Annotated in this window: 19 protein-coding genes; 10 read left to right on the forward strand and 9 right to left on the reverse strand. The window is 41.6% G+C overall.

Features of this window, described 5'->3' with window-relative positions:
* Positions 1-247 precede the first annotated feature (247 nt).
* A complete protein-coding gene (locus QTN47_RS01195; protein ID WP_369327476.1) occupies positions 248-817 on the forward strand; it encodes a signal peptidase II in 570 nt (189 codons plus the stop codon).
* 77 nt (positions 818-894) lie between these two features.
* On the opposite strand, the gene QTN47_RS01200 is transcribed toward QTN47_RS01195, so the two are convergent.
* The gene (locus QTN47_RS01200) at positions 895-3,153 is read right to left on the reverse strand and encodes a RelA/SpoT family protein (RefSeq protein WP_369327477.1); all 2,259 of its coding nucleotides are present in this window, start codon (positions 3,151-3,153) and stop codon (positions 895-897) included.
* 141 nt (positions 3,154-3,294) lie between these two features.
* Here QTN47_RS01200 and QTN47_RS01205 point away from each other — a divergent pair, with 141 nt between their 5' ends.
* Together QTN47_RS01205 and QTN47_RS01210 are read left to right on the forward strand one after the other, a co-directional pair.
* Entirely contained in the window at positions 3,295-5,130 is a 1,836-nt protein-coding gene (locus QTN47_RS01205; protein WP_369327478.1) for an ABC transporter ATP-binding protein, read from the forward strand.
* 470 nt (positions 5,131-5,600) lie between these two features.
* Positions 5,601-5,876 (forward strand): hypothetical protein, encoded by a 276-nt coding sequence (locus QTN47_RS01210; protein WP_369327479.1) that lies wholly within the window; start codon positions 5,601-5,603, stop codon positions 5,874-5,876.
* A gap of 233 nt (positions 5,877-6,109) precedes the next feature.
* Here the strand turns inward: QTN47_RS01210 and QTN47_RS01215 are convergent, their stop codons facing one another.
* The gene (locus tag QTN47_RS01215; RefSeq protein ID WP_369327480.1) at positions 6,110-7,657 is read right to left on the reverse strand and encodes an SUMF1/EgtB/PvdO family nonheme iron enzyme; all 1,548 of its coding nucleotides are present in this window, start codon (positions 7,655-7,657) and stop codon (positions 6,110-6,112) included.
* A 318-nt stretch (positions 7,658-7,975) separates the two neighbouring features.
* On the opposite strand from QTN47_RS01215, the gene porV reads away from it, so the two are divergent.
* The 6 genes from porV to QTN47_RS01245 all read left to right on the forward strand — a co-directional run bounded on the left by porV (position 7,976) and on the right by QTN47_RS01245 (position 13,147).
* Positions 7,976-9,115, forward strand: coding sequence for a type IX secretion system outer membrane channel protein PorV (gene porV / locus QTN47_RS01220; protein ID WP_369327481.1), 1,140 nt, complete (start codon positions 7,976-7,978; stop codon positions 9,113-9,115).
* Positions 9,116-9,237: 122 nt separating this feature from the next.
* Positions 9,238-9,714 (forward strand): 2-C-methyl-D-erythritol 2,4-cyclodiphosphate synthase, encoded by a 477-nt coding sequence (ispF, locus tag QTN47_RS01225; protein ID WP_369327482.1) that lies wholly within the window; start codon positions 9,238-9,240, stop codon positions 9,712-9,714.
* Positions 9,715-9,774: 60 nt separating this feature from the next.
* Positions 9,775-10,221, forward strand: coding sequence for a dUTP diphosphatase (gene dut, locus QTN47_RS01230; protein ID WP_369327483.1), 447 nt, complete (start codon positions 9,775-9,777; stop codon positions 10,219-10,221).
* Positions 10,222-10,266: 45 nt separating this feature from the next.
* Positions 10,267-11,085: a lipoprotein insertase outer membrane protein LolB1 gene (gene lolB1 / locus QTN47_RS01235; RefSeq protein WP_369327484.1), complete on the forward strand. Its 819-nt coding sequence runs from the start codon at positions 10,267-10,269 to the stop codon at positions 11,083-11,085.
* Between the two features lie 60 nt (positions 11,086-11,145).
* Positions 11,146-12,588: a murein hydrolase activator EnvC family protein gene (locus QTN47_RS01240; protein ID WP_369327485.1), complete on the forward strand. Its 1,443-nt coding sequence runs from the start codon at positions 11,146-11,148 to the stop codon at positions 12,586-12,588.
* A 139-nt stretch (positions 12,589-12,727) separates the two neighbouring features.
* Complete coding sequence (locus QTN47_RS01245; RefSeq protein WP_369327486.1) at positions 12,728-13,147, forward strand: hypothetical protein; 420 nt, start codon at positions 12,728-12,730, stop codon at positions 13,145-13,147.
* A gap of 106 nt (positions 13,148-13,253) precedes the next feature.
* Here QTN47_RS01245 and QTN47_RS01250 read toward each other — a convergent pair whose 3' ends face one another.
* From QTN47_RS01250 to QTN47_RS01280, 7 genes are all read right to left on the reverse strand, one after another.
* Positions 13,254-14,090 (reverse strand): universal stress protein, encoded by an 837-nt coding sequence (locus tag QTN47_RS01250; RefSeq protein ID WP_369327487.1) that lies wholly within the window; start codon positions 14,088-14,090, stop codon positions 13,254-13,256.
* Between the two features lie 170 nt (positions 14,091-14,260).
* Positions 14,261-15,439, reverse strand: a complete 1,179-nt coding sequence (locus tag QTN47_RS01255) for an acetyl-CoA C-acyltransferase (protein ID WP_369327488.1) — start codon at positions 15,437-15,439, stop codon at positions 14,261-14,263.
* Positions 15,440-16,112: 673 nt separating this feature from the next.
* Positions 16,113-16,859, reverse strand: coding sequence for a nucleotidyltransferase family protein (locus QTN47_RS01260; protein WP_369327489.1), 747 nt, complete (start codon positions 16,857-16,859; stop codon positions 16,113-16,115).
* 3 nt (positions 16,860-16,862) lie between these two features.
* Positions 16,863-18,320, reverse strand: coding sequence for a RapZ C-terminal domain-containing protein (locus QTN47_RS01265; RefSeq protein WP_369327490.1), 1,458 nt, complete (start codon positions 18,318-18,320; stop codon positions 16,863-16,865).
* Positions 18,321-18,597: 277 nt separating this feature from the next.
* On the reverse strand, positions 18,598-19,914 hold the full coding sequence (locus tag QTN47_RS01270) for an ABC transporter permease (RefSeq protein ID WP_369327491.1): 1,317 nt from the start codon (positions 19,912-19,914) through the stop codon (positions 18,598-18,600).
* 26 nt (positions 19,915-19,940) lie between these two features.
* Complete coding sequence (locus QTN47_RS01275) at positions 19,941-20,882, reverse strand: ABC transporter ATP-binding protein (RefSeq protein ID WP_369327492.1); 942 nt, start codon at positions 20,880-20,882, stop codon at positions 19,941-19,943.
* Positions 20,883-21,276: 394 nt separating this feature from the next.
* The gene (locus QTN47_RS01280; RefSeq protein WP_369327493.1) at positions 21,277-22,665 is read right to left on the reverse strand and encodes an aminopeptidase P family protein; all 1,389 of its coding nucleotides are present in this window, start codon (positions 22,663-22,665) and stop codon (positions 21,277-21,279) included.
* A gap of 240 nt (positions 22,666-22,905) precedes the next feature.
* Between QTN47_RS01280 and kbl the strand changes: the two genes are divergently transcribed.
* Positions 22,906-24,093: a glycine C-acetyltransferase gene (gene kbl, locus QTN47_RS01285; protein ID WP_369327494.1), complete on the forward strand. Its 1,188-nt coding sequence runs from the start codon at positions 22,906-22,908 to the stop codon at positions 24,091-24,093.
* Positions 24,094-24,158: the final 65 nt, after the last annotated feature.

Raw genomic sequence — 24,158 nt, forward strand, 5'->3', positions numbered from 1 at the left:
GCTTCAAAGAGTGATTTTTTGTATGCCCGGGTGTTTTATTGCCTGTTTGCATTCAATAGCGGCATAATACTGAGCAGGCAATCGTGATAAGAAGCCACTAAAAGGGCAAAATCCTATGATAACCGAAAAACATTTTACCGGCATTCTTATGATTTAGCCGATACTTCTCTTCTGAACCATTCAGCATTTCTTTGCCGCCGTTATTTACTGGTTCATAATAAATTAAAAACCTTAAAAAATTTAATGTATGAGAAAACTATTATTAACTGGCTTAGTTATACTGGGTTTGGCTGCTGGTGCTAAGGCACAAAAAGGAACGACCTTACTATATGGTAATGTCGATTTAACCACAATGAAAGATTATTCACAGGTTGGTTTTAACCCCGGCGTAGGTTTTGGTTTTGGGGAAAACTGGACCGTTGGTGCGAACCTTGGCATATATGCAGCAAAAGACAAAAATCCAGGTTTTCAAGCCGGCCCGTTTTTGCGTTATACCAAAAAATTATCAGAAGTGTTTAGTCTGTTCGGTCAGTTGAATGCTGGATATGCAAACGTAGAGGGCGTATTTACAGGCAATATGAATGGCTTTCCAATGGTTGATGGAAATCCGGAATTGAAAGGAAATGGATTCGGTGCAAACATAACTCCGGCAATATTTATCAATGTAAAAAACGGCTTTGGCGTTAATATAAACTTCGGCGGAATCGGATTTGAAAGCTTTAAATATGATGGTAGTAGTTCTGCAAGTACGTTCGGTCTAACATTCGGTCGTGGCGCTGGTTTAGGGATTTCCAAAACTTTTGGCGGCAAAAAATAAGCAGTCATTGGGGGAAACAGAAAACGCCTGGTGTGAGCCGGGCGTTTTTGTCATGAGTCTGATATGAATAATTCCAGTTAACTGGTGACTTCTTCTGCGTCAAAGCGGTCAACAGTATGGATGCCATTCAGCTGCTTTAACCTGATTACCAGTTCTTCAAGCTCTTCCTTGTCGTGCACAAAAATTTTGATCCGCCCATTAAACAAGCCTTCGCCGCTTTCAATCGTAAGCGCCGCAATATTGATCCGCATCTCTCCACTGATGATATTGGTGATTTTGTTGATCACACCCACATCATCCATTCCAATTATCTTTAATCCGGTAAGGAAGGATATTTCTTTGTTTTTCGCCCATTTCGTTTTAACTATTCTATGCCCATAGTTGGCCATCATCTGTGCTGCATTTGGGCAGTTGGTGCGGTGAATGATCAAACCCTTTCCCGTACTTACAAATCCAAAAACGTCGTCACCTGGAATGGGATTACAACATTTGGCCAGTGAATACATTATCTTATCGCTGCTTTCACCAAATATGATAAGCTCTGAATCTTTTTTGTTCGGGTGAGGTTTGTACTCTGTTTCTGTTTTAACCTCTACTGGCTTCTGCGGTTTTGGAGCCTCCAGCTTATCACCCAGAACATGAAACTCTTTCAGCTCTTTTAGGTCCGTATGTTTAATGGCAACATTGTAAAACAGATCCAACTGAGAAGTAACCTTATAAAAAGACACCAGCTCATCAATATTATGCTGATTAAATGCCGCGCCAATACCTTCCAGTTTTCTCTGAACAATGTATTTTCCTTCGTCGGCAATTTTGCGTTTCTCTTCTTTCAGCGAGTCCTTTATCTTGCTTCTGGCTTTTGCCGTAACAACAAAACCCAGCCAGTCTTCATTGGGTTTCTGCTTACTGCTGGTAATTATTTCAACCTGGTCGCCACTTCGCAGTTTATGGCTGATGGGAACCAGTTTATGATTGACTTTCGCCCCGATACATTTACTACCGATAGCAGAGTGGATGGAAAATGCAAAATCCAGTGCTGTTGAGCCGGTGGGTAGCATCTTGACATCCCCCTTGGGGGTATACACATAAATTTCTTCAGCAAGAAAGCTCGTTTTAAAGTCCTGCAGAAAGTCAACACCATCCGTATCCTGGCTGCCGATAACTTCACGGATCTGGCTGAACCATTTGTCAAATCTGTCTTCGTCGTTGCTTCCTTCCTTGTATTTATAGTGAGCAGCAAGACCTTTTTCCGCAATTTCATTCATGCGTTTGGTCCTGATCTGCACTTCAACCCATTTTCCCTGTGGCCCCATCACGGTGGTGTGCAACGCTTCGTAACCATTGCTTTTAGGATTACTCAGCCAATCACGCAGACGTTCCGGAGAAGGCGTGTATTGATCTGTAATCAAAGAATACACTTTCCAGCAATCCTCTTTTTCTCTTTCTGTAGGAGAATCCAGAATCACACGGATTGCAAACAGATCATATACTTCTTCAAACGCAACAGCCTTCTTCTTTATCTTGTTCCAGATGGAGTGGATACTTTTTGGCCTGCCATAAATTTCAAAATTGAAATTCGATTTCTGAAGTGTTTCCTTTAGTGGCTTGATAAATTCATTGATGTAACGGGTACGTTCCCTCTTGGTTTCAGCAAGTTTCCTGGCGATGTCCTTGTACGCTTCCGGCTCAAGGTATTTCATCGAGAGGTCTTCCATCTCTGTTTTAATGGCATACAGACCCATGCGATGTGCAAGTGGCGCATACACCCAAACCGTTTCACTGGCTATTTTAAGCTGCTTCTCGCGCTTCATATAGTCCAGCGTACGCATATTATGCAGCCTGTCCGCAAGTTTTATGAGTATAACGCGGGGATCATCTGTAAGTGTAAGTAGGATCTTTTTAAAATTCTCAGCCTGTTGACTACTGTTCGTATCAATAACATTGGAGATTTTTGTCAATCCATCAACAATTCTCGCTATTTCGGCTCCGAACTCTCTTTCAATGTCCTCAAGGGTAATATCTGTATCTTCTACCGTATCATGCAATAAGGCACAAATAGTGGAGCGTACGCCAAGGCCAATTTCTTCAACACAAATTCTGGCAACAGCAAGCGGGTGAAGAATATAGGGTTCACCGCTTTTTCTGCGCATAGTTTTATGAGCTTCAACAGCCATTTCAAATGCTGTTCGAACCAGTTCTTTGTCACCTCGTTTTAATTTGGCTCTTAAACTGCGTAATAAAGCTCTATAATGGCGAAGAATTTCCTTACGTTCCTGCTCTTCATTTAGTGTGTATTTGGGCAACGACACTTCAACAACTTTTGATTGCACATCCATACACAACGAATTTACAAATTGTATTCTAAAGCTTAATAAAAATTGCGGGCTGTACACTGTTACAGAATGTGCTAACAGGAGTTAGTTGTTTTTTAGTTGTCATTTATCTGATTAATTTCACTAAATAATTTGAAGTGAAGTATGAAAATTCTATTGCAGTATATTAAGCCGTATAAATGGCTCGTGGCTGTAGCGTTGCTGATGGCGGCTATAAACCAGATTTTCTCGATGCTCGATCCTTACTTTTTTGGGAAATTCTTTGATTCTTTTTTGAGATTTCCCAGAGATATTGGATACTACGACGCTCATAAGGAATTTGTAAAAACAGGCGAAAGAACCCAATCGCAATTTGTTTGGGGTGTGCTGAGATTTCTTGGGATATTCATCGGTGTAGCGATGGTTTCGAGAATAGCCAAAGCTTTCCAGGATTACTTTAGTAATGTTATCGTTCAGAAGTTTGGCGCAAAGATCTTTACAGATGGATTAAAGCATTCCATGAAGCTTCCTTTTTCTGATTTCGAAGATCAGCGTTCCGGTGAAACATTATCTACCCTTTCTAAAGTAAGAACAGACACAGAAAAATTTATTCTCTCTTTTGTGAATGTGTTGTTTACCGTATTAGTGGGTATTGTTTTCATTTCGGTGTATTCTTTCAACCTGCATTGGTCAATTATGCCGATTTACATTGTTGGGATGGTAGGCCTGGCCACGTTAATGAATGTGCTGAGTAAGAAAATTAAGATCATCCAGAAAAGCATTGTAAAAGAGACAAATGCCCTGGCGGGAAGTACAACAGAATCGCTTAGAAATATTGAGTTAGTGAAAAGTCTTGGGTTAAGCGAGCAGGAGATCAACCGCCTGAACCAGAATACGTATAAAATTCTGGGACTGGAACTAAAAAAGGTGAAAAGCCTGCGTGCCTTGAGTTTTATACAGGGAACCTTTGTGAACTTTCTCCGCCAGGTGATCATGTTTGCGCTGGCATGGCTGGTTTTTAGAGGAAAGCTTACAGCCGGTGAAGTAATGACACTTACCTTTTATTCTTTCTTTGTTTTCGGACCGCTGCAGGAAGTTGGCAATATTATACTTTCCTACCGGGAAGCCCAGGCATCGCTTCTCAATTTTCATAATCTGATGCTTAAGAAAGTGGAACCCGCGCCTGCCAGGCCAGCATCTATCGGAAAAATTAGTGAGCTTACTTTTGAGAACGTTAGTTTCAAGCACCAGTCAGCTCAATTTAAAGCATTGGAAAATATCAGTTTCGATGTAAACCGGGGCGATACCATTGCTTTTGTTGGTCCGTCGGGTGCAGGTAAAAGCACTCTTGTAAAACTGCTTGTCGGTTTATACAGGGCACAGGAGGGGCGGATATTGTACAACAATACAGATAGTGAAGACATTCATTTTGATGAGCTGCGCACACAAATAGGTTTCGTAACCCAGGACACACAGCTGTTTGCCGGCACAATAAGAGAAAATTTACTTTTTGTCAATCCTTCCGCAAATGAGGAGCAGTTGATGGATGCGTTGTATAAGGCCAGCTGTCAAAATTTACTGGAGAGGGCCGAGAAAGGCATAGAAACGGTCATTGGAGAAGGCGGTCTTAAACTCAGCGGAGGGGAGAAGCAGCGCCTAAGTATCGCCCGCAGCTTGTTAAGAAAGCCAAGATTGCTGATTTTTGACGAGGCAACTTCCGCTCTTGATTCTATAACCGAAGAGGAGATCACCTCTACTATTAAAAATATCTCCGCGGCCAAGGAGCAAATCACGGTGTTAATTGCACACCGCCTGAGCACCATTATGCATGCTGACAGAATATTTGTGTTGGAAAGAGGACGTATTGTTGAAGTTGGCACCCACCAGGAATTGTTAATGGAAAAAGGGTTGTATTACGCGATGTGGCGTCAACAAATTGGTGAAAGAAAATATGCAGTTGCTTCAGATGTGGCGGTGCTTAGCGCTAATGGGAAGAATTAGATGTTAATGGAAAATTGACAATGGTAATGTGCGAATGTGCAGATGGGCGAATGTGCAAATGGCGGTAAAGTGGATAAGTGAAAATTCCTGCCCGATTGACATCATGGAGGCGGGGACATTGAAAATGACAATGGTAATGTGCGAATGTGCAGATGGGCGAATGTGCAAATGGCGGTAAAGTGGATAAGTGAAAATTCCTGCCCGACTGACATCACGGAGGCGGGGACAATTGAAAATGACTATGGTAATGTGCGAATGTGCAGATGGGTGAATGTGCAAATGAGTGTAGTAATGGATAAGTGAAAATTCCTGGCGGACTGACATCACGGAGGCGTGGACATTGAAAATGACTATGGTAATGTGCGAATGAGCAGATGGGCGAATGTGCAGATGGCGGTAAAGTGGATAAGTGAAAATTCCTGCCCGACTGATATCATGGAGGCGGGGACATTGAAAATGACAATGGTAATGTGCGAATGTGCAGATGGGCGAATGTGCAAATGGCGGTAAAGTGGATAAGTGAAAATTCCTGCCCGACTGACATCACCGAGGCGGGGACAATTGAAAATGACTATGGTAATGTGCGAATGTGCAGATGGGCGAATGTGCAAATGGCGGTAAAGTGGATAAGTGAAAATTCCTGCCCGACTGACATCACGGAGGCGGGGACAATTGAAAATGACAATGGTAATGTGCGAATGTGCACATGGGCGAATGTGCACATGGCGGTAATAATGGATAAGTGAAAATTCCTGGCCGACTGACATCATGGAGGCGGCGACATTGAAAATGAATTGAAGCGAAGCTTATGAACTGCTGTAGTCTAATATAATTTTAATGACCGCACATTCGCACATTTGCACATATGCTCATTCGCACATTTGCATACACATATTTTCAATTGTCAATTTTCCATTGTAGTAAAACGAAAAAAGCCACTTTGCAATCGCAAAATGGCTTTTTCTTATTTACCTTTTCCTTATCTCTTTTGTCTGCGTTTCGGGAAGAAGTTACCGGTTTTTGTTTTAGCGGCTGTTCCTTCAGGAGCTCCGTAATGCGTCATGGCGCAACGGAAACCGATGGCATTGCTGCTCTGATCTTCTTCCATATAACGGCGCGTGCCGGGGCTTAACCAGTAAGGCATATCATTCCAGCTACCTCCTTTATACACTCTCGATTTATCGCTGATAAGTGTTGTGATGCCATAGCCATAGTTAACCTGGCTCAGGGAATCACCATCAAGGTAGTCGATAGCATAAGAACGCTGGTAGTTCCTGCGGTTACGCAATGTGGAATCATTCTCAGGAATATATTTCATACGGCCAAGGCTGTCGCGAAGATTACCTTCGCCGCCGCTCACGTCGAGTTTTTTGAATACGTTACCACGATATGGGTTGAAATCGTCTTCTTCCAATCCTGTTGTAGGTCTGTAAACATCGGCTACCCACTCGCTTACGTTACCACTCATGTTATAAAGACCAAATGCATTCGGGAAGAAAGATGTTACTTCAGAAGGTATTGCAGAACGGTCGTTCAAACCACCGGCAGTACCCATGTAGTCGCCATTACCACGTTTGAAGTTGGCAAGAAAAGCACCTTGCCATGCACCGTGCCTTGTAGATCTTAAGTTATCAAAGCCATCGTTTTGCCATGCATAAACCTGTTTGTTGGCAATCAACTCCTCACCCCTTTTCTTCTCACTCTTGCGCGGTTGAGGATTTGCGCTGATGTATGCCAGCGCGGCGTATTCCCACTCAGCTTCTGTAGGCAATCTGTAGTCAGGTAGTAAAATACCATCTTCGAATTTAACGGTAGTACGGGGGCGTCCCTGAGCATCTTTCAACGGATTCTTTTTAGGTTTACCCGGAACTCCCTGGTATTCGCCCATTAAGTAAGATTTGGTATTAAAGTTTTCCTGTCCGCCACCATTTAACTCTTGCTTTAATACGTTTTTGTTCTGAAAGCCTTCGTTGATCAGTTCGATCTGGTTTACACGGTCGGTTCTCCAGATACAAAAGTCATGCGCCTGCTGCCAGGTTACACCTACCACAGGGTAGTAGTTATAGGCTGGGTGACGGAAATAATATTCTACTATTGGTTCGTTATAGGCCAGTTCACTGCGCCAAACTAAAGTATCCGGCAAGGCATTTTTAACAACGGCAGCATATTGCGGATCGGAAAAAACGTTTTCCAGCCAGTATAAATATTCCCTGTAGTGAACGTTTGCTACTTCAGTTTTGTCTATAAAGAAAGAATTCACCGTAACGCGGCGGGGGATATTGTTCCAATCACCCATTACGTCTTCCTGCGATGCTCCCATTGTGAACGTACCACCCTGCACAAATACCAAACCCGGTCCGGTTTTGATGTCCTTTGCTTTCGGAACATAAAATCCTCCCTGGTTTTTATCATTGTAATTCCATCCTGTTACCGTGGATTTATCTTGTTTCTTATGAAAAAGACTGCAAGAAGAAGCCAAGCTAAGCAGTAGAAGGGCCAGAATACTGTTTTTAAGTGTTTTTACCATTGTTAAAGCCGGTTTTACAGAATATGAACGGTAACAATAAATATTTTATTGTTGCCAATCTTACATTTTGCGAATATAATGGATTTCAAAGATGCAAATCTAGGGGTGAAAATATTTAAATTTTAACAACATAGCAGGAAATAGTTGTACAGTTCTTGTTAAAGTGGCAAAAAAATAGCACATTTGTTCAACCAAAAAATCCTGACTACTAAATTAGTACATATTGACCTGATTTTTACCTGCACATTATTTACGATACTTAACCGGCTGCCAATAGCGTTACTTATTGGCTGACTTTAAATCAATTAAACACCAAGAATGAATAAGAAATTAATGAAATTTGCTGCAGGGCTGCTCGTGGGTTTTGTTTGTAGTTCTAATGTGGCATTTTCTCAATCCAATAACTCTATAAATGTTGTTACAACCGCGGTGCCCTTTCTCCGGATTTCTCCGGATGCCCGTGCAGGTGGTATGGGCGATGTAGGAATTTCAACTGCACCCGATGCCAGTTCAGGCTTTTACAATCTTTCAAAAGTACCTTTTGCCAAAGCAAATTCAGGAATAGCACTTAACTATACGCCCTGGTTAAGAGATATTACCAAAGATGTGTACCTCGTTGCAGCATCCGGATATTACAAGCTGGACGACGAGCAAGCTATAAACATGGGCGTCAGGTACTTTAATATGGGAAATATTGATTTTACCGACGCAATGGGAAATCCCATAGGATCGAGCAGGCCCCGCGAATTTGGTATTGACTTTGGCTACACGCGTAAACTTACCGACCGGTTGAGCATGGGAGTTGCGCTCAGATATATTAATTCAAGCCTGGCGAAAGGTATTACTGCAAATGGTGTTTCATACAAAGCCGGAACTTCAGTTGCGGGTGATATCTCTTTATATAACGACTTAAAAGATGAGAACGGACAAGGTTTTGCGTGGGGATTTGCAATAACCAATCTCGGATCAAAAATCGGGTATACTGATAATGCGATAACAAAAGAGTTTATTCCTGCAAACCTGGGGCTTGGTGGTTCTTATACCTGGGTAGTAGAAGAAACAAGTAAATTTTCGCTAACTGCAGACATCAACAAGCTGCTCGTTCCCGCAGCTCCTGTAATAACCGGCGATTCTGCGGTAGACAATGCTGCAATTAATGATTATCATAATATTGGGATCTTCTCCAGTTGGTTTAAATCTTTCAGCAACAATGCATATAGTATAGCGCTCGGAGCTGAGTTCAATTATAACGACCAGTTTTTTGCCCGTGCGGGTTATTATTACGAAACAAAAGAAGCCGGTGACAGAAGATATTTTACTGCTGGTGTAGGTGTAAAATACAATTTTATTGGTCTCAATTTTTCTTACCTGGCGCCTTCAGGAAATGGCGTTACACGTAACCCGTTATCTAATACACTCAGGCTGGGACTCACATTTGATCTGGACAAACAAGAATAATAAAGTTCAATTAGTTAAAAACTTTTATGGAGCGAGGGTAGTTGTTACCTTCGCTCCTCTGTTTTTAGGCCATAAGCAAAGGGCGAAGCCTTTTTACTAACTACATATTAAACAAAAGTATAATGAAAATACGCATTGGATTTGGCATTGACTTTCATAAACTGGTAGAAGAACGAGACCTTTGGATTGGCGGCGTTAAAGTGCCACATACAAAAGGAGCTTTAGGACATAGTGATGCGGACGTATTACTGCATGCCATTTGTGATGCGCTGCTTGGGGCTGCCTGCCTTGGCGACATCGGTTATCATTTTCCTGATACTTCAGAAGAGTTCAAAGGAATTGACAGCAAAATATTATTAAAAAGGACAGTAGAGCTGGTTAAAGCGGAAGGCTATAATGTGGTTAATATTGATTCCTCTCTTTGTTTACAGGAACCCAAGATCAAACCCTTTATTCCTCAAATGCAACAGGTAATTGCGCAGATCGTCGGCATTTCAGATAAAGACGTCTCCGTAAAAGCCACTACTACCGAAAAAATGGGGTTTGTAGGGCGCGAAGAAGGGCTCGTTGCTTACGCTTCCGTATTATTGCAGGCGTAAAACAGGAATGAAATCCGGTTTATGGGTTTTCACTACAAAACACTTTTTAAGCATTACAGAATGAATAATCCCGTTTCAGTTAGAATAGTAAATACATCTGCCAACCCATTGCCTTCATATGCCACTTCCGGGTCTGCCGGAATGGATATCCGCGCAAACCTTATCGAATCGATCGTATTAAAACCACTTGAACGCGTTCTTGTTCCTACCGGCTTGTTTATGGAATTGCCTGAAGGATATGAAGCACAGGTAAGACCAAGAAGCGGTCTTGCGATCAAGCACGGAATTACCTGCCTGAATACGCCCGGTACCATTGATTCCGATTACAGGGGAGAAGTGAAAGTTATTTTGATCAACCTTTCTTCCGAAGATCATGAAATTAGTCACGGAGACAGGATAGCACAGATGGTTATTCAAAAGGTGGACAGGGTGGAATGGTTATTGGTGGATGAACTTACTGAAACTGTAAGAGGAGAAGGTGGTTTCGGTCATACCGGGAAACTATAATGGCTTTTTGAAAATGAAACCTTAATCAAGAAAAGAATCATTTGAATGAGAGTAGTTTGTTATATAATGGCCGGTATTGTGGTTTTAGCATCTTGCAGGCCTGCCAAAAAGGTGCAGCGAATAGAGAATGCAATTTCAAAAAAAGATACATCACAGACTGTTTTTATAAAGCCGGAAGAAAAGGTAGATTCTATAGTCCTTATCAAGAATATTATATCCTCAGTTCAAAAGAATAAGATCGACTTTAAAACGTTTAGCGCAAAGATTAAAGTTGAATATGAAGGCAAAAACGGCAGCGATCAGGCAACAGCCAACATCCGCATGCAAAAAGACAGCCTGATATGGATTTCACTTACCGGCCCGTTAGGCATTGAGGGGTTCCGGTTGCTGGTGGATAAGGACAGCGTGCAACTGATGAACAAACTAAAAAAGACGGTTCAATACAGGAGTATCAGCTACCTGCAGGAGCTGTCTGAAGTACCGCTGAATTTTTATAATCTGCAGGATCTGATAGTTGGAAATCCGATTTTTCTGGATAGCAATATTGTATCCTATCGCAATAATGGAAGGGAATTGCTCGTAATGATAATGGGTAAGCTTTTTAAAAACCTGGTGACGTTTGATACAAGCGACTACCGGATTCTTCATAGTAAGCTTGACGATGTTAACACGGTCCGTAACCGTACCTGTGACATTACCTACGAAGACTTTGAAAGGGTGGATCAGTTCCTTTTTTCAAAATTCCGCCGCATTTCGGTTGCGGAAAAATCGAAATTGGATATAAATCTTACTTATAAGCAGTTTGAGTTTAATAAACCTCAGACCTTTCCTTTTGCTATAGGTAAAAATTATAAAGTGAGATAATATTTACTTTTGATTAGCGTTAAAATTCTGAAATTACATTGTGACTAAATCCTGCATCTAATGATAAGGAAGATAATTTTTTCATTTTTGGTCTTGATAATGTCTGCCCAGTTACATGCTCAGCAGACCAAAGAAGAAATTCAAAAAAAGCAGCAAGATCTGCAAAGGGAAATTGAGGACTTAAACAGAAGTCTGCAGGAAACAAAGAATAACAAGAAACAATCTCTCAGCCAGTATACATTATTGCAACGCAAGATCAGGGCGCGTGAGGACCTCGTGAATAACCTGAATAAGGAAATGCACAAGATTGACGATGAAATTTATTCAGCCAATCTGGATATCTACAGGTACAAGAAAGAATTGGATACGCTAAAGGATAACTACGCGAAAAGTCTTGTTTTTGCATATAAAAACCGTAGCAATTACGATTATCTCAACTTCCTTTTCTCGGCTACAAGTTTCAATGACGCGATAAAAAGGATAGCTTATCTGAAAAGCTATCGCCAGTATAGAGAAACGCAGGTAAGCAACATTTTGAAGACTCAGCAAGTGCTGCAGCAAAAAACTGTACAGCTGGCCTCAAGCAAGAATGATAAAAACCGTAACATAGGGGAACAGAACAAACAATTAAAAGTGCTGCAGGATGACCGGACAGAGGTTAATGATGTGCTCTCCAAATTGAAAAGTGATGAAAAAAATATAGCCGCACAGATAAAGGATAGGGAAAGAACGAGAAGTAAACTTCAACTTGCATTAAGAACAATCATCAATAAAGAAATTGCCGAAGCAAAGAAGAGAGAACAGGAGAGACTGGAACGTGAGCGTATAGCCAGGCAGGAAGCAGAACGGAAGCGCAAGCTGCTTGAGCAACAACAGCAGCTGGCTAAGCAAAAGCAGGCGGCAGATGCCGCGGCTGCTGCAAAAACAAATAACGAAAGTAAAACGACGGTTCCCGAAACAAAAGAAAATAATGCTCCTGTTGCCAAAAATGACAAGCCAGCTACAACAAATGAAGTGGCAAGTAATGTTACTGCTCCGGCGAGGCCAGACAGGACATATAGTCCATTGGAATCTACTACTGAAGGGTTGACCCAATCGCTGAATTTTGAGAATGGCAGAGGACGCTTACCATGGCCGGCTGATGCTGGCTTTGTGGCAGTTCACTTTGGCGTTTACCAGATACCCGGAACTAATTTGCGCGGAAACAGCGATGGAATTGATATTTCAATGAATGTAGGTGCTACAATTAAAGCAGTGGCAGATGGAGAAGTCTCTACAATTGTGGACCTCGATAACCAGACGGTAGTGGTTCGCCATGGTAAATACTTTACTACTTACAGCAATCTTTCTTCTGTTAGTGTTTCAAAAGGTCAGCATGTGAAGGCCGGTACCGTTATTGGGCGTGTTGCTGCCGGAAGTGACGGAGAAGGATTGTTAACTTTTATGGTTACGAATGATAAGGGAAGCAATCTTAATCCGGAACTTTGGTTGAGAAGAAAGTAATCAAATTCTTATAAATTAAAAAGGAGTGTCAGAGATGGCACTCCTTTTTAATGCGATAAATTTTAATCTCATTTTCTCGACGAATTACTTTGATCCGCCATTGAAAGCTATATATTTGTCGTTATAAAACCCTAACTATATGAAATCAAGACTGTGCTCGCTTCTCTTATTGTCTTTTCTAACAATAAGCTTTTACTCCTGTAAAAAAGATACCGACAAACCCTATCCAACGACTATTGAAGGATTGTGGATAGGAACTTATACGGTAAACGAACTGACGCAGGATCCGCAGTTTTACAGCTTTAGCATTAAACCTGGAGGTGATATCCTGGTTGAAGGTAAGGGCGGTGACGATGTAACTTATTATTCTGCCGGAACCTGGAAGTTATCAAACGACACGTTAAAAGCTGAGATTCACTCCATAAACGTCAACGTGAAAGTTACTCAGTCTCTTACAGCCATTTTTGATCCAATGAACAGGAAGCTTAAAAATGGCGTTTGGAAAGATATCGCAGGCGCAAGCCTGAGCGGTACGTTCCAAATGGATAAGGTTAAATAAGAAACAGAATTACGATTTTTCTAATATTGAAACCTAAAATAAAAATGTCCATAGTAATATGGACATTTTTATTTACAGTGCTTATCAAAAGAATTTTCTGATTCGATCATTCATGAATCACCATCAAAGGCACATGGCTGTGAAACGCCAGCATTTTGGTGTGGCTGCGTCTGAACAAGCTATCAAATAATCCATGTTTCTTAGGAATAGTAATGATAATATCTGCATGTTTTTCCAGCACAAAATTGTTGATGCCTTCGGTGAAATCGGGATTGTCAACAAAGTAATATTCAGGATTGTATCCTTGCAGCAATGTGTCCAGCATCAGGCTTTCAAAAGGAGTATCCGCGGTAAACTTCTTTTGTTCGTGATCTATATTTAATACCAGCAATTTTGCTTTTGTTGTATCAAGAAGTAGCTTGATAGGCTCAATCGGCGTAGTTTCTACCACCTTCTTAAAGTCGCAGGCCAGCACAATTTGTTTAATAGGTGTGTATGTTGCTTCGGCCGGAACTATCACTACCGGGACATTTGTATTTTTCGCCACGCTTATGGTTGTGCTGCCAATTAATACTTCTTTAGCTTTTCCGCCACCGGTTACGCCCATTACAATCAGATCAACGTTCAACTCTTTACATATATCATCAATGTTTTCTGATAATAAATTAAACTCACTCATCGCCTCGAAAACGAGTGTTCCGGAATTGGTTCTCTCTTTCAGGCCTTCAATAAAGTTCTGGATGTTTTCTTCGCTGGATTTTCTTATTTCATCAACACCGATCAGCTCAACCGGCGCTACCATTGCATCAACAACAACAGGTACCTGGTATGCATTATAAAAAATCAATTTTGTCGCGCCGATTTGATTAGCTAATTGCACCGCATATTCAGAAGCGTTTCTGGCAACATCCGAAAAATCTGTAGGAACAAGGATGGTTTTCATAACGTGTTCGTTTGTATTCTAAAATAAGCCCAAATCTATATCAATAATATGACCTTTATCATAACATTTGAAGCGCCTGAAAGTTGGCCGGTATTGATTAAATTATAGTAAACTCTATGAACTTTCTGCCAACTAAAACGCTCATGAATGATAGCACTACGGCACGAGTGCTAATCTATGTTTTCAATAATTCCAGCAACGCCCTGGCCGCCACCAACGCAAGCTGTTACCATGCCATATTTTTTGTTCAGACGTTTCATGTCGTTAATGATCTGCACTGTGAGTTTGCAGCCTGTACAACCCAATGGATGTCCTAACGCAATAGCCCCGCCATTAATATTTACAATAGCAGGATCCAAACTTAGTTCTCTGATAACGGCTAATGATTGGGAGGCAAATGCTTCATTTAATTCAATCAGATCTATATCTGCCAAATTCATGTTAGCCTGTTTCAATACTTTAGGAATTGCAGCTACCGGACCAATGCCCATAATACGCGGATGAACGCCGGCGCTGGCACAATTAACCAATCTTGCAATTGGCTTTAATCCCAATTCATTCACCATCCGTTCGCTCATAACTATTACAAATGCGGCACCATCGCTGGTTTGGGATGAATTACCCGCTGTAACACTTCCGCCAAGCGCAAAAGCTGGTTTTAATTTGCCCAACGCTTCAATGTTGGTGTCAGCACGCACACCTTCATCCGTATCTACAACATAATTTTTTGATTTCTTTTTGCCCTTTTCATCAACGTACACTTCTTCCACATTTATGGGTAAGATGCCTGATTTGAAATGTCCGTTCTCAATGGCATGCATGGCTTTTTGGTGTGATGCAAGCGCAAATGCATCCTGGTCATCACGACTCACGTTGAATTCTTTTGCTACCGCTTCAGCTGTTAGCCCCATGCTTAAATAATAATCCGGCTCATCTTTGGCAATGCTGTATGCAGGGACTGTTTTCCATCCAGCTGTCGGTACCAGGCTCATGCTTTCCGTTCCGCCGGCAATGATGCATTCAGCCATGCCAGTGCGGATTTTCGCAGTGGCCGTTGCAATGCTCTCCAATCCGCTCGCACAATACCTGTTGATAGTGATGCCCGCAACTTCAATGCCTAGTGCCCTCGCGGCAATAATGCGCCCGAACTGTAAGCCTTGCTCCGCTTCGGGAACAGCATTACCCACAATTACATCATCTACACGTTTTGCATCAAGTTGGGGAACAGACGCCATTAAGCCCTTTATGACGTCGATAGCCAGATCGTCAGGCCTGTAAAAACGGAACCCACCACGTTTACTTTTGGCAACAGCAGTGCGAAAACCTGCCACAATATATGCTTCCTGCATGGCAACAATTTTAGTATCCAAATATACTCAAAAGTTGTCTATGCAACTAGTTAAATAGTGGGGGAGCTTAAAGCCTAAAGCCTAAAGCCCAAAGCTCGGGGGCGCATATTTTTGTTGTCTCTTGCTTATGGCCAGATCATTCAATCAAGAGCTGCGGAATTGCATGGGGATTTCTGTAATTGTGTCTGCGATTAGCTATGTCAACCCTTCGGGTTTGGATTGATGCGAGATGCTGGTTCTATAAAAATGTCATCCCTTCGGGATTTTTTTAATGGACCCCGCCAATTGAATTTCTAATTATTTATAGCCAGATCATTCAATCAAGAGCTGCAGAATTGCATGGAGATTTTTGTAATTGTGGCTGCGATTAGTTATGTCAACCCTTCGGGTTTAGGATGATGCGAGATGCTGGTTCTATAAAAATGTCATCCCTTCGGGATTTTATATAATGGATCCCGCCAATTGAATTTTTAAAATCTTATGCGATTGATAGTTATCGCGATCAAATTCTGTTTTTATGCTAATCCGGAAGGGATGGCATTATTATAGTAAAAAAAAAGCTCGTGTTCAGGAAATCCCGAAGGGATGACATTCTCCCAGGCAAATTCAATATCAAAGAGAGTATACAAATAGTTAACCTTTTGGCTGAAAGCTGATAGCTAATAGTTCACAGCTACCCAAACATTTCTTCCGCCTGTTGAATGCTTTCCGGTTTGCCAACATCAATAAACCTGCGGCCACTGTGATCAAATGCTTTGATGGTTTCTGTTGCACATAAGTCGAGATAAACATCCACGATGGAAAATTTGCCATTCCTGTGCATTAATGGGAAGAGACGTGTATTAATGATGTGAATGCCGCTAAAGGCTTTCTCGGCTAAATTATCAGAAGGCTTTTTTATTTTTTCTTCACCGGTCTTATTGTTTCTCCAGCCACACAATTCGTCGTTATTGTTGAACAAAAAATACCGTGATGTTTGCCTGTTACTTACAGCTAGCGTTGCCAAAGCAGATGAAGATTCATGTAGCGCGATCATTGATGCGAGGTCGAGATCTGTCAGCACATCTGCATTCATCATGATGCAATTTTCTTCGTCTTCAAAAAAAGGAGAAGCCTTGAGTAAACCACCGCCGGTTTCCAATACTTCGTTCGTCTCATCACTTATGGAAATGTCTGCTCCCCATCCATTGTTCTCTTCTATCGTTCGAAGGACCTGATCTGCAAAGTGATGCACATTTACAATGATGTCTTTAATGCCGGACGCCTGTAAAAACTCAACATTTCTTTGCAGCAGACTTTTGCCATTCACCAGTGCAAGAGCTTTAGGATGATGATCTGTCCAGGGCTTTAATCTTGTGCCTAATCCGGCGGCTAAAATCAACGCCTTTTTTACAGGCTTATTTGAAAGAGAAGAACTCATGAATTATTTGCTTTTTTCTAATGTGCGAACCCAGTTAACCTCATTTGAATGATGTAACTCCACTTTTACCTTAAACTTGTTTTTCAAATGCCTGGCCGTTTGTTCTGCTGCATATACACTGCGGTGTTGTCCGCCGGTGCATCCAAAGTTGATCATCAGGCTGTCAAAATCCCTGCGCAGGTAATCTTCCACTGAGATATCAACAATGTCAAACACGCTGTTTAAGAAGTCACCCATTTTGGTTTGTTGTTCGAGAAAGTCAATAACCTGTTTATCTTTTCCCGATAAGGTCTTGTATTGATCAAATCTTCCCGGATTTAAAATGCCCCGGCAGTCAAATACAAACCCGCCTCCGTTGTTTGTGGTGTCTTGCGGAATACCTTTCTTATAACTGAAACTGTTTATCTTAACGACAAGTGGTGTGTTTTCATTGGCCTGAATGGTTTCAAAACGTTGAATTATCTCATCACTAACTGCGATCTTCAACATCCTGTGAAACTCAGGAACTTCAACACCTATACGCATATTTTCGACAAAGTCTTTCATGTTGCGTAGTGCCAATGGAAGACTGGCAAGAAAATGCGCTTTTCTTTCAAATAATCCTCTAAAGCCGTATGCTCCTAAAACCTGCAATAACCTGATCAACACATAGCCGTCATATTGATTAATAAAAGTTGCTTTGTCGATCTGTTTACCAAGTAATTCTTCAACCTGTGAAATGTAATACGCAAGTAAGCTGCTTTTCCATTCCTCGCTCAGTCCTGCTCTTGCCTGCCACAACAAACTGGCCACATCATATTGCAACGCGCCCTGCATGCCACCCTGGTAATCAATAAAGGAAACTTCATCGTTGTTTACAATTATGTTCCGGCTTTGAAAGTCCCGGAACATGAAATACTTGAGTTCTGTTTGGGTAAGATAACTGCTCAGCGCTTCAAAGTCATCCAGCATTGCCTGTTTGTCATAAGGCATGCGAAGTGTATCGAGAAAATAATATTTGAAATACAATAGATCGCTCATGATTGCCTGCTTGCCGAACTCCTTAGCAGTAAGGCACCAATTGTAGTCCAGACCTTCATGACCTAATATTTGAATTTGTGCAAGTTGCTGCAGACTTTTTTGAAAGAGACTATAAGCATAATCCCCGTGACCGTTAGTTTCCAGTTTATCGATGAGTGAAACCGTGCCAAGGTCTTCCTGGATGTAAATTGTATGATCTTCATTTACCGCATAGATCCCGGGCACCGGCAAATTCTTTGATTTAAGATGCCTGCTAAAACTTATAAAAGTGTTGTTTTCCTTAACATTCAGATTATGTGTGCCGATATATGTTTTATCATTGAGATATATTCTGAAATAGATCCGGTCGCTGCCGCTTTGCGGTAGTTTTTCAATACGGTCTGCCTGTTGTTTGCTGAAAGAAAAAAACAGGTTTTCAAGCCCCTTCACAATTTGTTCCATAGCGGCAAAAATAGCGCTAAAGCGATAGAAAACCACAAAACCACAGAGACACAGCGACACTGAAGAAACACGGAGATTTTTCGCCGCGGACAACTAAAGACAAAAGGGGGGCTAGTTTCTTAACCACGGAGACACGGCGACACTAAAGAAGCACAGAGATTTTTGAAGGTTTATTTTTCCAAAACCTTTTTTCGCTGTGTTTCGCCGCGTCGCCCGTGCCTCTGTGGTTTAAATTCCTTTGTGTTTCGTCGTGTCGTAGTGTCTCCGTGGTTCAATATCAGCGGAGCGCCCATTTAATCAGTTCTTTCCATGTGGGTTTTTTGCCATACATCAGGATGCCTGTTCTGTAGATTTTTCCGGCCAGCCAGGTAGTGCCAAGAAATGTGACGATGAGCAACGCCATACTGATTAATAGCTGCGCCCAGGTTACGCCTTCCGGAATACCATGTGCCAGCCTTGCCATCATTACAACCGGTGAAGTGAACGGAAAGATGCTTCCGAAAACAGCCAGTCCGCTGGTCGGATCGTTTACTGCCTTAGTCATGATCACAATAGAGAATATGATTGGCATTGTTATAGGCAACATCAGGCTTTGTGCATCCTGCGGGTCTTCGTTTACAGAACTGCCAACAGCCGCAAAAAGAGAAGAATACAATAAATATCCGCCGAGGAAATAAAAAATAAAGCAGCCGATGATCAGCGGGAAATTGATCTGGGCAAGCCCTGCCATAAAGCCGCTGTCCTGCGATGCATGTTTAATGGCTTCGGCAGCCTGCATGCTTGCCGGTTGTACCGGTTGACTATGCATTTGTTCTGCAAGTCCCGGGAAAAATATCGGTAGTAAAAATTGCAGGCCGCCAACCAACACAATCCATATAATAAATTGCAACAAGCCAACACTTCCTATACCAATGATCTTACCCATCATTAATTGAAATGGTTTAACACTGCTCACAATTACTTCGGCAATACGGTTTACCTTTTCTTCCATGACACCGCGCATCACCATTGTGCCGTAAATGAACAAAATAATATAGATCAGAAATCCGGAGATAAAACCTACTCCATAACTAACACCCGCTTTGGCAGATTCATCGGTACCTGAAAGTGTTGTGAAGCTGATATCAGTTTTCTTTTGGATGCTATCTAATGTTGATTGAGAAATGTTCAGGGACATTAACCTTCTTTCTTCAAGTGCTTTGTTTAATGTGCCTTCTATTTTCCCTTTTGTCATTAATCCCAATGCCTTACCAGATCTGTAGATCAATTGTTGATCCTGTGAAGTTGCATAGTTCTCAGGTACATACACAAAGCCATTGTATTTGCCCGTTTCCACTTCTTTTCTTAGGGTGGCCGTATCTGTCTGTACAAATTCGAAGACGATATCCTTGTCGCTTTTAACAGCGCCATTAAAAACATTGGCTTTATCAAGAACAGCGACCTTTACATTGTTCTCTCCCTTCACAGAAAAATAGATCATCATAGCGTAAAAAAGCATGATGATCAGTGGAACCAATATAGTAGTTAGCAAAAAGGTTTTTTTCTGTACGCGACTTAAAAATTCTCTTCTTGCTATGAGTAAAGTTTTGTTCATATGAGTGATTAAAAGTGTTTGGTTTGTTATTGTTCAACTGCCTGGAAAGTGCGCGTGGTGGAATGCGTGCCTTCTACCAACCTGATAAATATTTCATTCAGCGATGGGAATATTTCGTTGAAGGATTCAATTTGCAGATCCTTGCTAATAAAATATTGCAGCACATCATTGTTTGAATAGTCCGGGTTGAGTTGTATTGTCAATTCCTTCTCGCCATGCCTTTTTACATCAAACAAATGAATGGCCAAATGTTCCGGAAGTAAACGATTGCTGAATGTAAGCCTGAACAAATTTTGTTTGTAAGTGTGTTTTACCTGTTGGACAGTTCCGTCCAGTATTTTCTTTCCCAGATTGACCAATACTATATGATCGCATATTTCCTCAACCTGTTCCATCCTGTGGGTACTGAAAATAATAGTGCTGCCACGTTGTGAAAGTCCGAATATTTCATCTTTTATCAGGTTGGCATTGACAGGATCTAATCCACTAAAAGGTTCATCAAGAATGATCAACTTTGGCTCATGCAGCACCGTTGTAACAAACTGCAATTTCTGACTCATACCCTTACTTAGATCTTCCACTTTTTTGTTCCACCACGATTCCATTTGTAAACGCTGGAACCACCATTTTACCTTGGTCATGGCTTCATCGCGGCTCAGTCCTTTTAACTGTGCCAGGTATAATGCCTGCTCTCCGATTTTCATCTTTTTATACAAGCCTCTTTCCTCAGGCATGTAGCCAATCTTCTGGATATCTCTTAACGGATTGAATGGCTGCCCATCGAAGGTGATAGTACCATCATCAGGAAAAAAGATTCCGGTGATCATGCGGAGGAGCGTGGTTTTTCCTGCTCCGTTAGGGCCAAGCAGACCAAAAATGCTTCCCTGTTCTATCGTAAAACTTATGTCATCAACAGCTTTCTGGGTGGCGTAGTATTTCTTAAGATTTTGTAGTTCAAGTAGCGGCATAAGGAGTTTGTTAAGTATCAAATCTAATATAAATGATTGGGATTAGGATGGTCTTGATCGGGATTGGTGGGATTTGAGGATGAACGGATTTTCTCATAGTTGACAATTGAAAGTGGAAAATTGAAAATGTGCGGATGAGTGGATGTGCAAATATGCAAATGTGCAAATTGGAGGCGTAATTGATAATAGAAAAGGGAAAATTGAAAATGGTGGATTTGCGGATGTGCAAATTTGGGAACCGGTAAATGCCCGGGTGTAGGATGGATGAATAATTAATGAGCCAGTGTTAAGTAAATAAGCCTTTCCAAAACTGAACAGTCTTTTGACTTTTTACTTTTGACTTATTACTTAACACCGGCTTTAGCTTTAAGCTTTAGGCTTTACGCTTTAAGCTTTAAGCTTGCCTCTCCGCTTCTACTTCTTCAACCGTTTTAGCGATGGGTGAGCCGAGTAATTTTTTGCCGGTTCCGGTGATCAGAAAGTCTTCTTCAATGCGGATTCCGCCGAAATCTTTATAGGTTTCAAGAACATCGTAGTTAATGAATTCAGTGAATTTATTTTCAGCCTTCCACATGTCAATTAACTCTGGGATGATGTAGATGCCGGGCTCAACTGTCAGTACAAAGCCGGCTTCCAGTTGACGACCAAGACGCAGCGATTTTAATCCGAATTCTTTGCTTTTTTTGAATGTATCTGTATATCCTACATATTCTTCACCAAGGTCTTCCATATCATGTGTGTCTAATCCCAACATATGACCCAGCCCACATTGGAAAAACATAGCATGAGCACCCGCCGCTACAGCTTCTTTAGCATTTCCTTTCATCAACCCAACGGCACTTAAGCCCTCAGCAAGCTTTTCGCAGGCCAGTAAATGCACATCTTTATAAAAAACGCCCGGGCGCAAAGCTTCAACGGCTGCGTTGTGTGCATTTAAAACAATGTTGTACAGATCCTTTTGGCGGGAGGTAAACGTTTTGCCAACAGGAAAAGTCCTGGTCATGTCTCCGCCATAGTGCATGCCGTTTTCAGCACCGCTATCGCACAACACCATCATACCTTCTTTCAGTACATTACCCTGGCTGTGGTTGTGTAAGATCTGGCCATTAACAGTAAGTATGATTGGGAACGCAATATTGCCACCTTTACTCAAAGCCAGCCCATGTATTTGTCCAGCCAGTTCATTTTCAGTCATTCCGGGACGTGCATTGCGCATTGCAGTTAAATGCATCTCTGTTGTTATGCTTACTGCTTTTTCAATTTCTGCAACTTCTTCTTCACTCTTAATGGAACGAAGTGCAACGATTGCTTTTATCAAAGTAACTGAAGCATTTTCTTTTACATTTGAAAGCGGAATATTAAAAAATCCCGATATTTTCTGTGTGTTTTCCGGTCTGTATGGTGGAGTAAAATGAATGCGTCTTTTTTCACTTACCGCTTTGGCCAGTACATCCGCGAGACTTTTATAAGAAGCAGTGTCATTGATCCCTGCTTTAGCAGCCTGTGATGGTAATGTTTCAAGTGGCCCGGTCCAGATGATATCATCAATGCTGCCGTCGTCGCCAAAAACAGTTTCTTTGTTATTGTCAATGTCTATCACCAATGCAAGGTTTGCACGATCCAGCCCGGTGAAATAAAGAAAGTTGCTATCCTGCCTGAAATGGTACTGGTTATCCTTGTAATTCATACTGCTTTCCTCGTTACCCAAAATCAAAATAACACCGGATTGCACTGCAGTTTTTAATTGTTGTCTCCTGTTTATATATACTTCTCTGTGAAACATGGTCACGCATTTTTGAAGCAGCAAATGTCAAAAGAATTTCTGAAAACCTGCGTGCTGGTCAACATCAGCCTAAAAAAAGATACAAATTGTTTGTATGAATAATTGATTGTCATGTGCTTGGGAAACGTTTGCATTAGAAAATCAAGCGATATAAAGGGCCAGCAGTGCAAATGTTGGTAAAACAACAGGCCATTTCAATGAATTACACAGTTATATTTGCTGCGCAAAAAAATATCTACTATGAATGAGTCATTTGTTGCCCGAATAAAGAATGAACTGGAAGAGATCAATACAGCCGGTTTGTTTAAAAGAGAAAGAATTATAACGAGTGAGCAGGGTGCGGAGATTGTTGTAAATGATAAAACCGTTCTTAATTTTTGCGCGAACAACTACCTTGGTTTGTCTTCTAACCCGAAAGTGATAGAAGCTGCACACAAAGCCATAGATACACATGGCTATGGCATGAGCAGTGTTCGCTTTATTTGCGGTACTCAGGATATTCATAAAGAATTGGAGCAAAAGATCGCCGGCTTTTTAGGTACAGAAGATACCATTTTGTATTGCGCAGCATTTGATGCAAATGGAGGCGTATTTGAGCCACTGTTTAACGAGCAGGACGCTATTATCAGTGATGCTTTGAACCACGCATCTATTATTGATGGGGTTCGTTTGTGTAAGGCTCAGCGTTATCGCTACGAGCACAATAGCATGGACGATCTTGAAGCGAAATTGATAGATAGTGCTCATTTGCGCAGCCGTATCATCGTAACAGATGGTTCGTTCAGTATGGACGGAACAATTGCACAATTAGATAAGATTTGCGACCTGGCTGATAAATATGACGCAATCGTCATGATTGATGAAAGCCACTCTTCAGGATTTCTTGGCAAAACCGGACGTGGTACACATGAATACCGTAACGTAATGGGCCGTATCGACATCATTACCGGCACATTGGGTAAAGCTTTAGGAGGTGCAAATGGTGGATTTACGAGCGGTAGGAAAGAAATTATTGAAATGTTGCGTCAGCGTTCAAGACCATATTTGTTCTCCAATACTTTGGCGCCAAATATTGTGGGTGCTTCAATTGCAGTGCTCGATATGCTTACAGAAACGACGGAATTGAGAGACAAGCTTGAATACAACACAAAATACTTCCGCAGCAAAATGACCGAAGCGGGTTTTGATATTAAACCCGGTGATCACCCAATTGTACCGATTATGCTGTACGATGCAGTGGTAGCACAGAATTTTGCGGCCAAATTGCTGGAAGAAGGGGTGTATGTGATTGGCTTCTTTTACCCGGTTGTGCCTAAAGGACAGGCGAGGATCCGTGTTCAGTTAAGTGCCGCGCACGAACAGGCGCACCTGGATAAAGCCATCGCAGCCTTTACCAAAGTAGGTAAGGAGCTGGGCGTTTTAAAATAAAATTATCCGCAAAACGCAAAGTTCGTTAAGGCAAAATCTTCAGCCTTACGTTACTTTGCGTTTTT

The organism is Danxiaibacter flavus (assembly GCF_041060425.1).
Taxonomy (GTDB): Bacteria; Bacteroidota; Bacteroidia; order Chitinophagales; family Chitinophagaceae; genus Danxiaibacter; species Danxiaibacter flavus.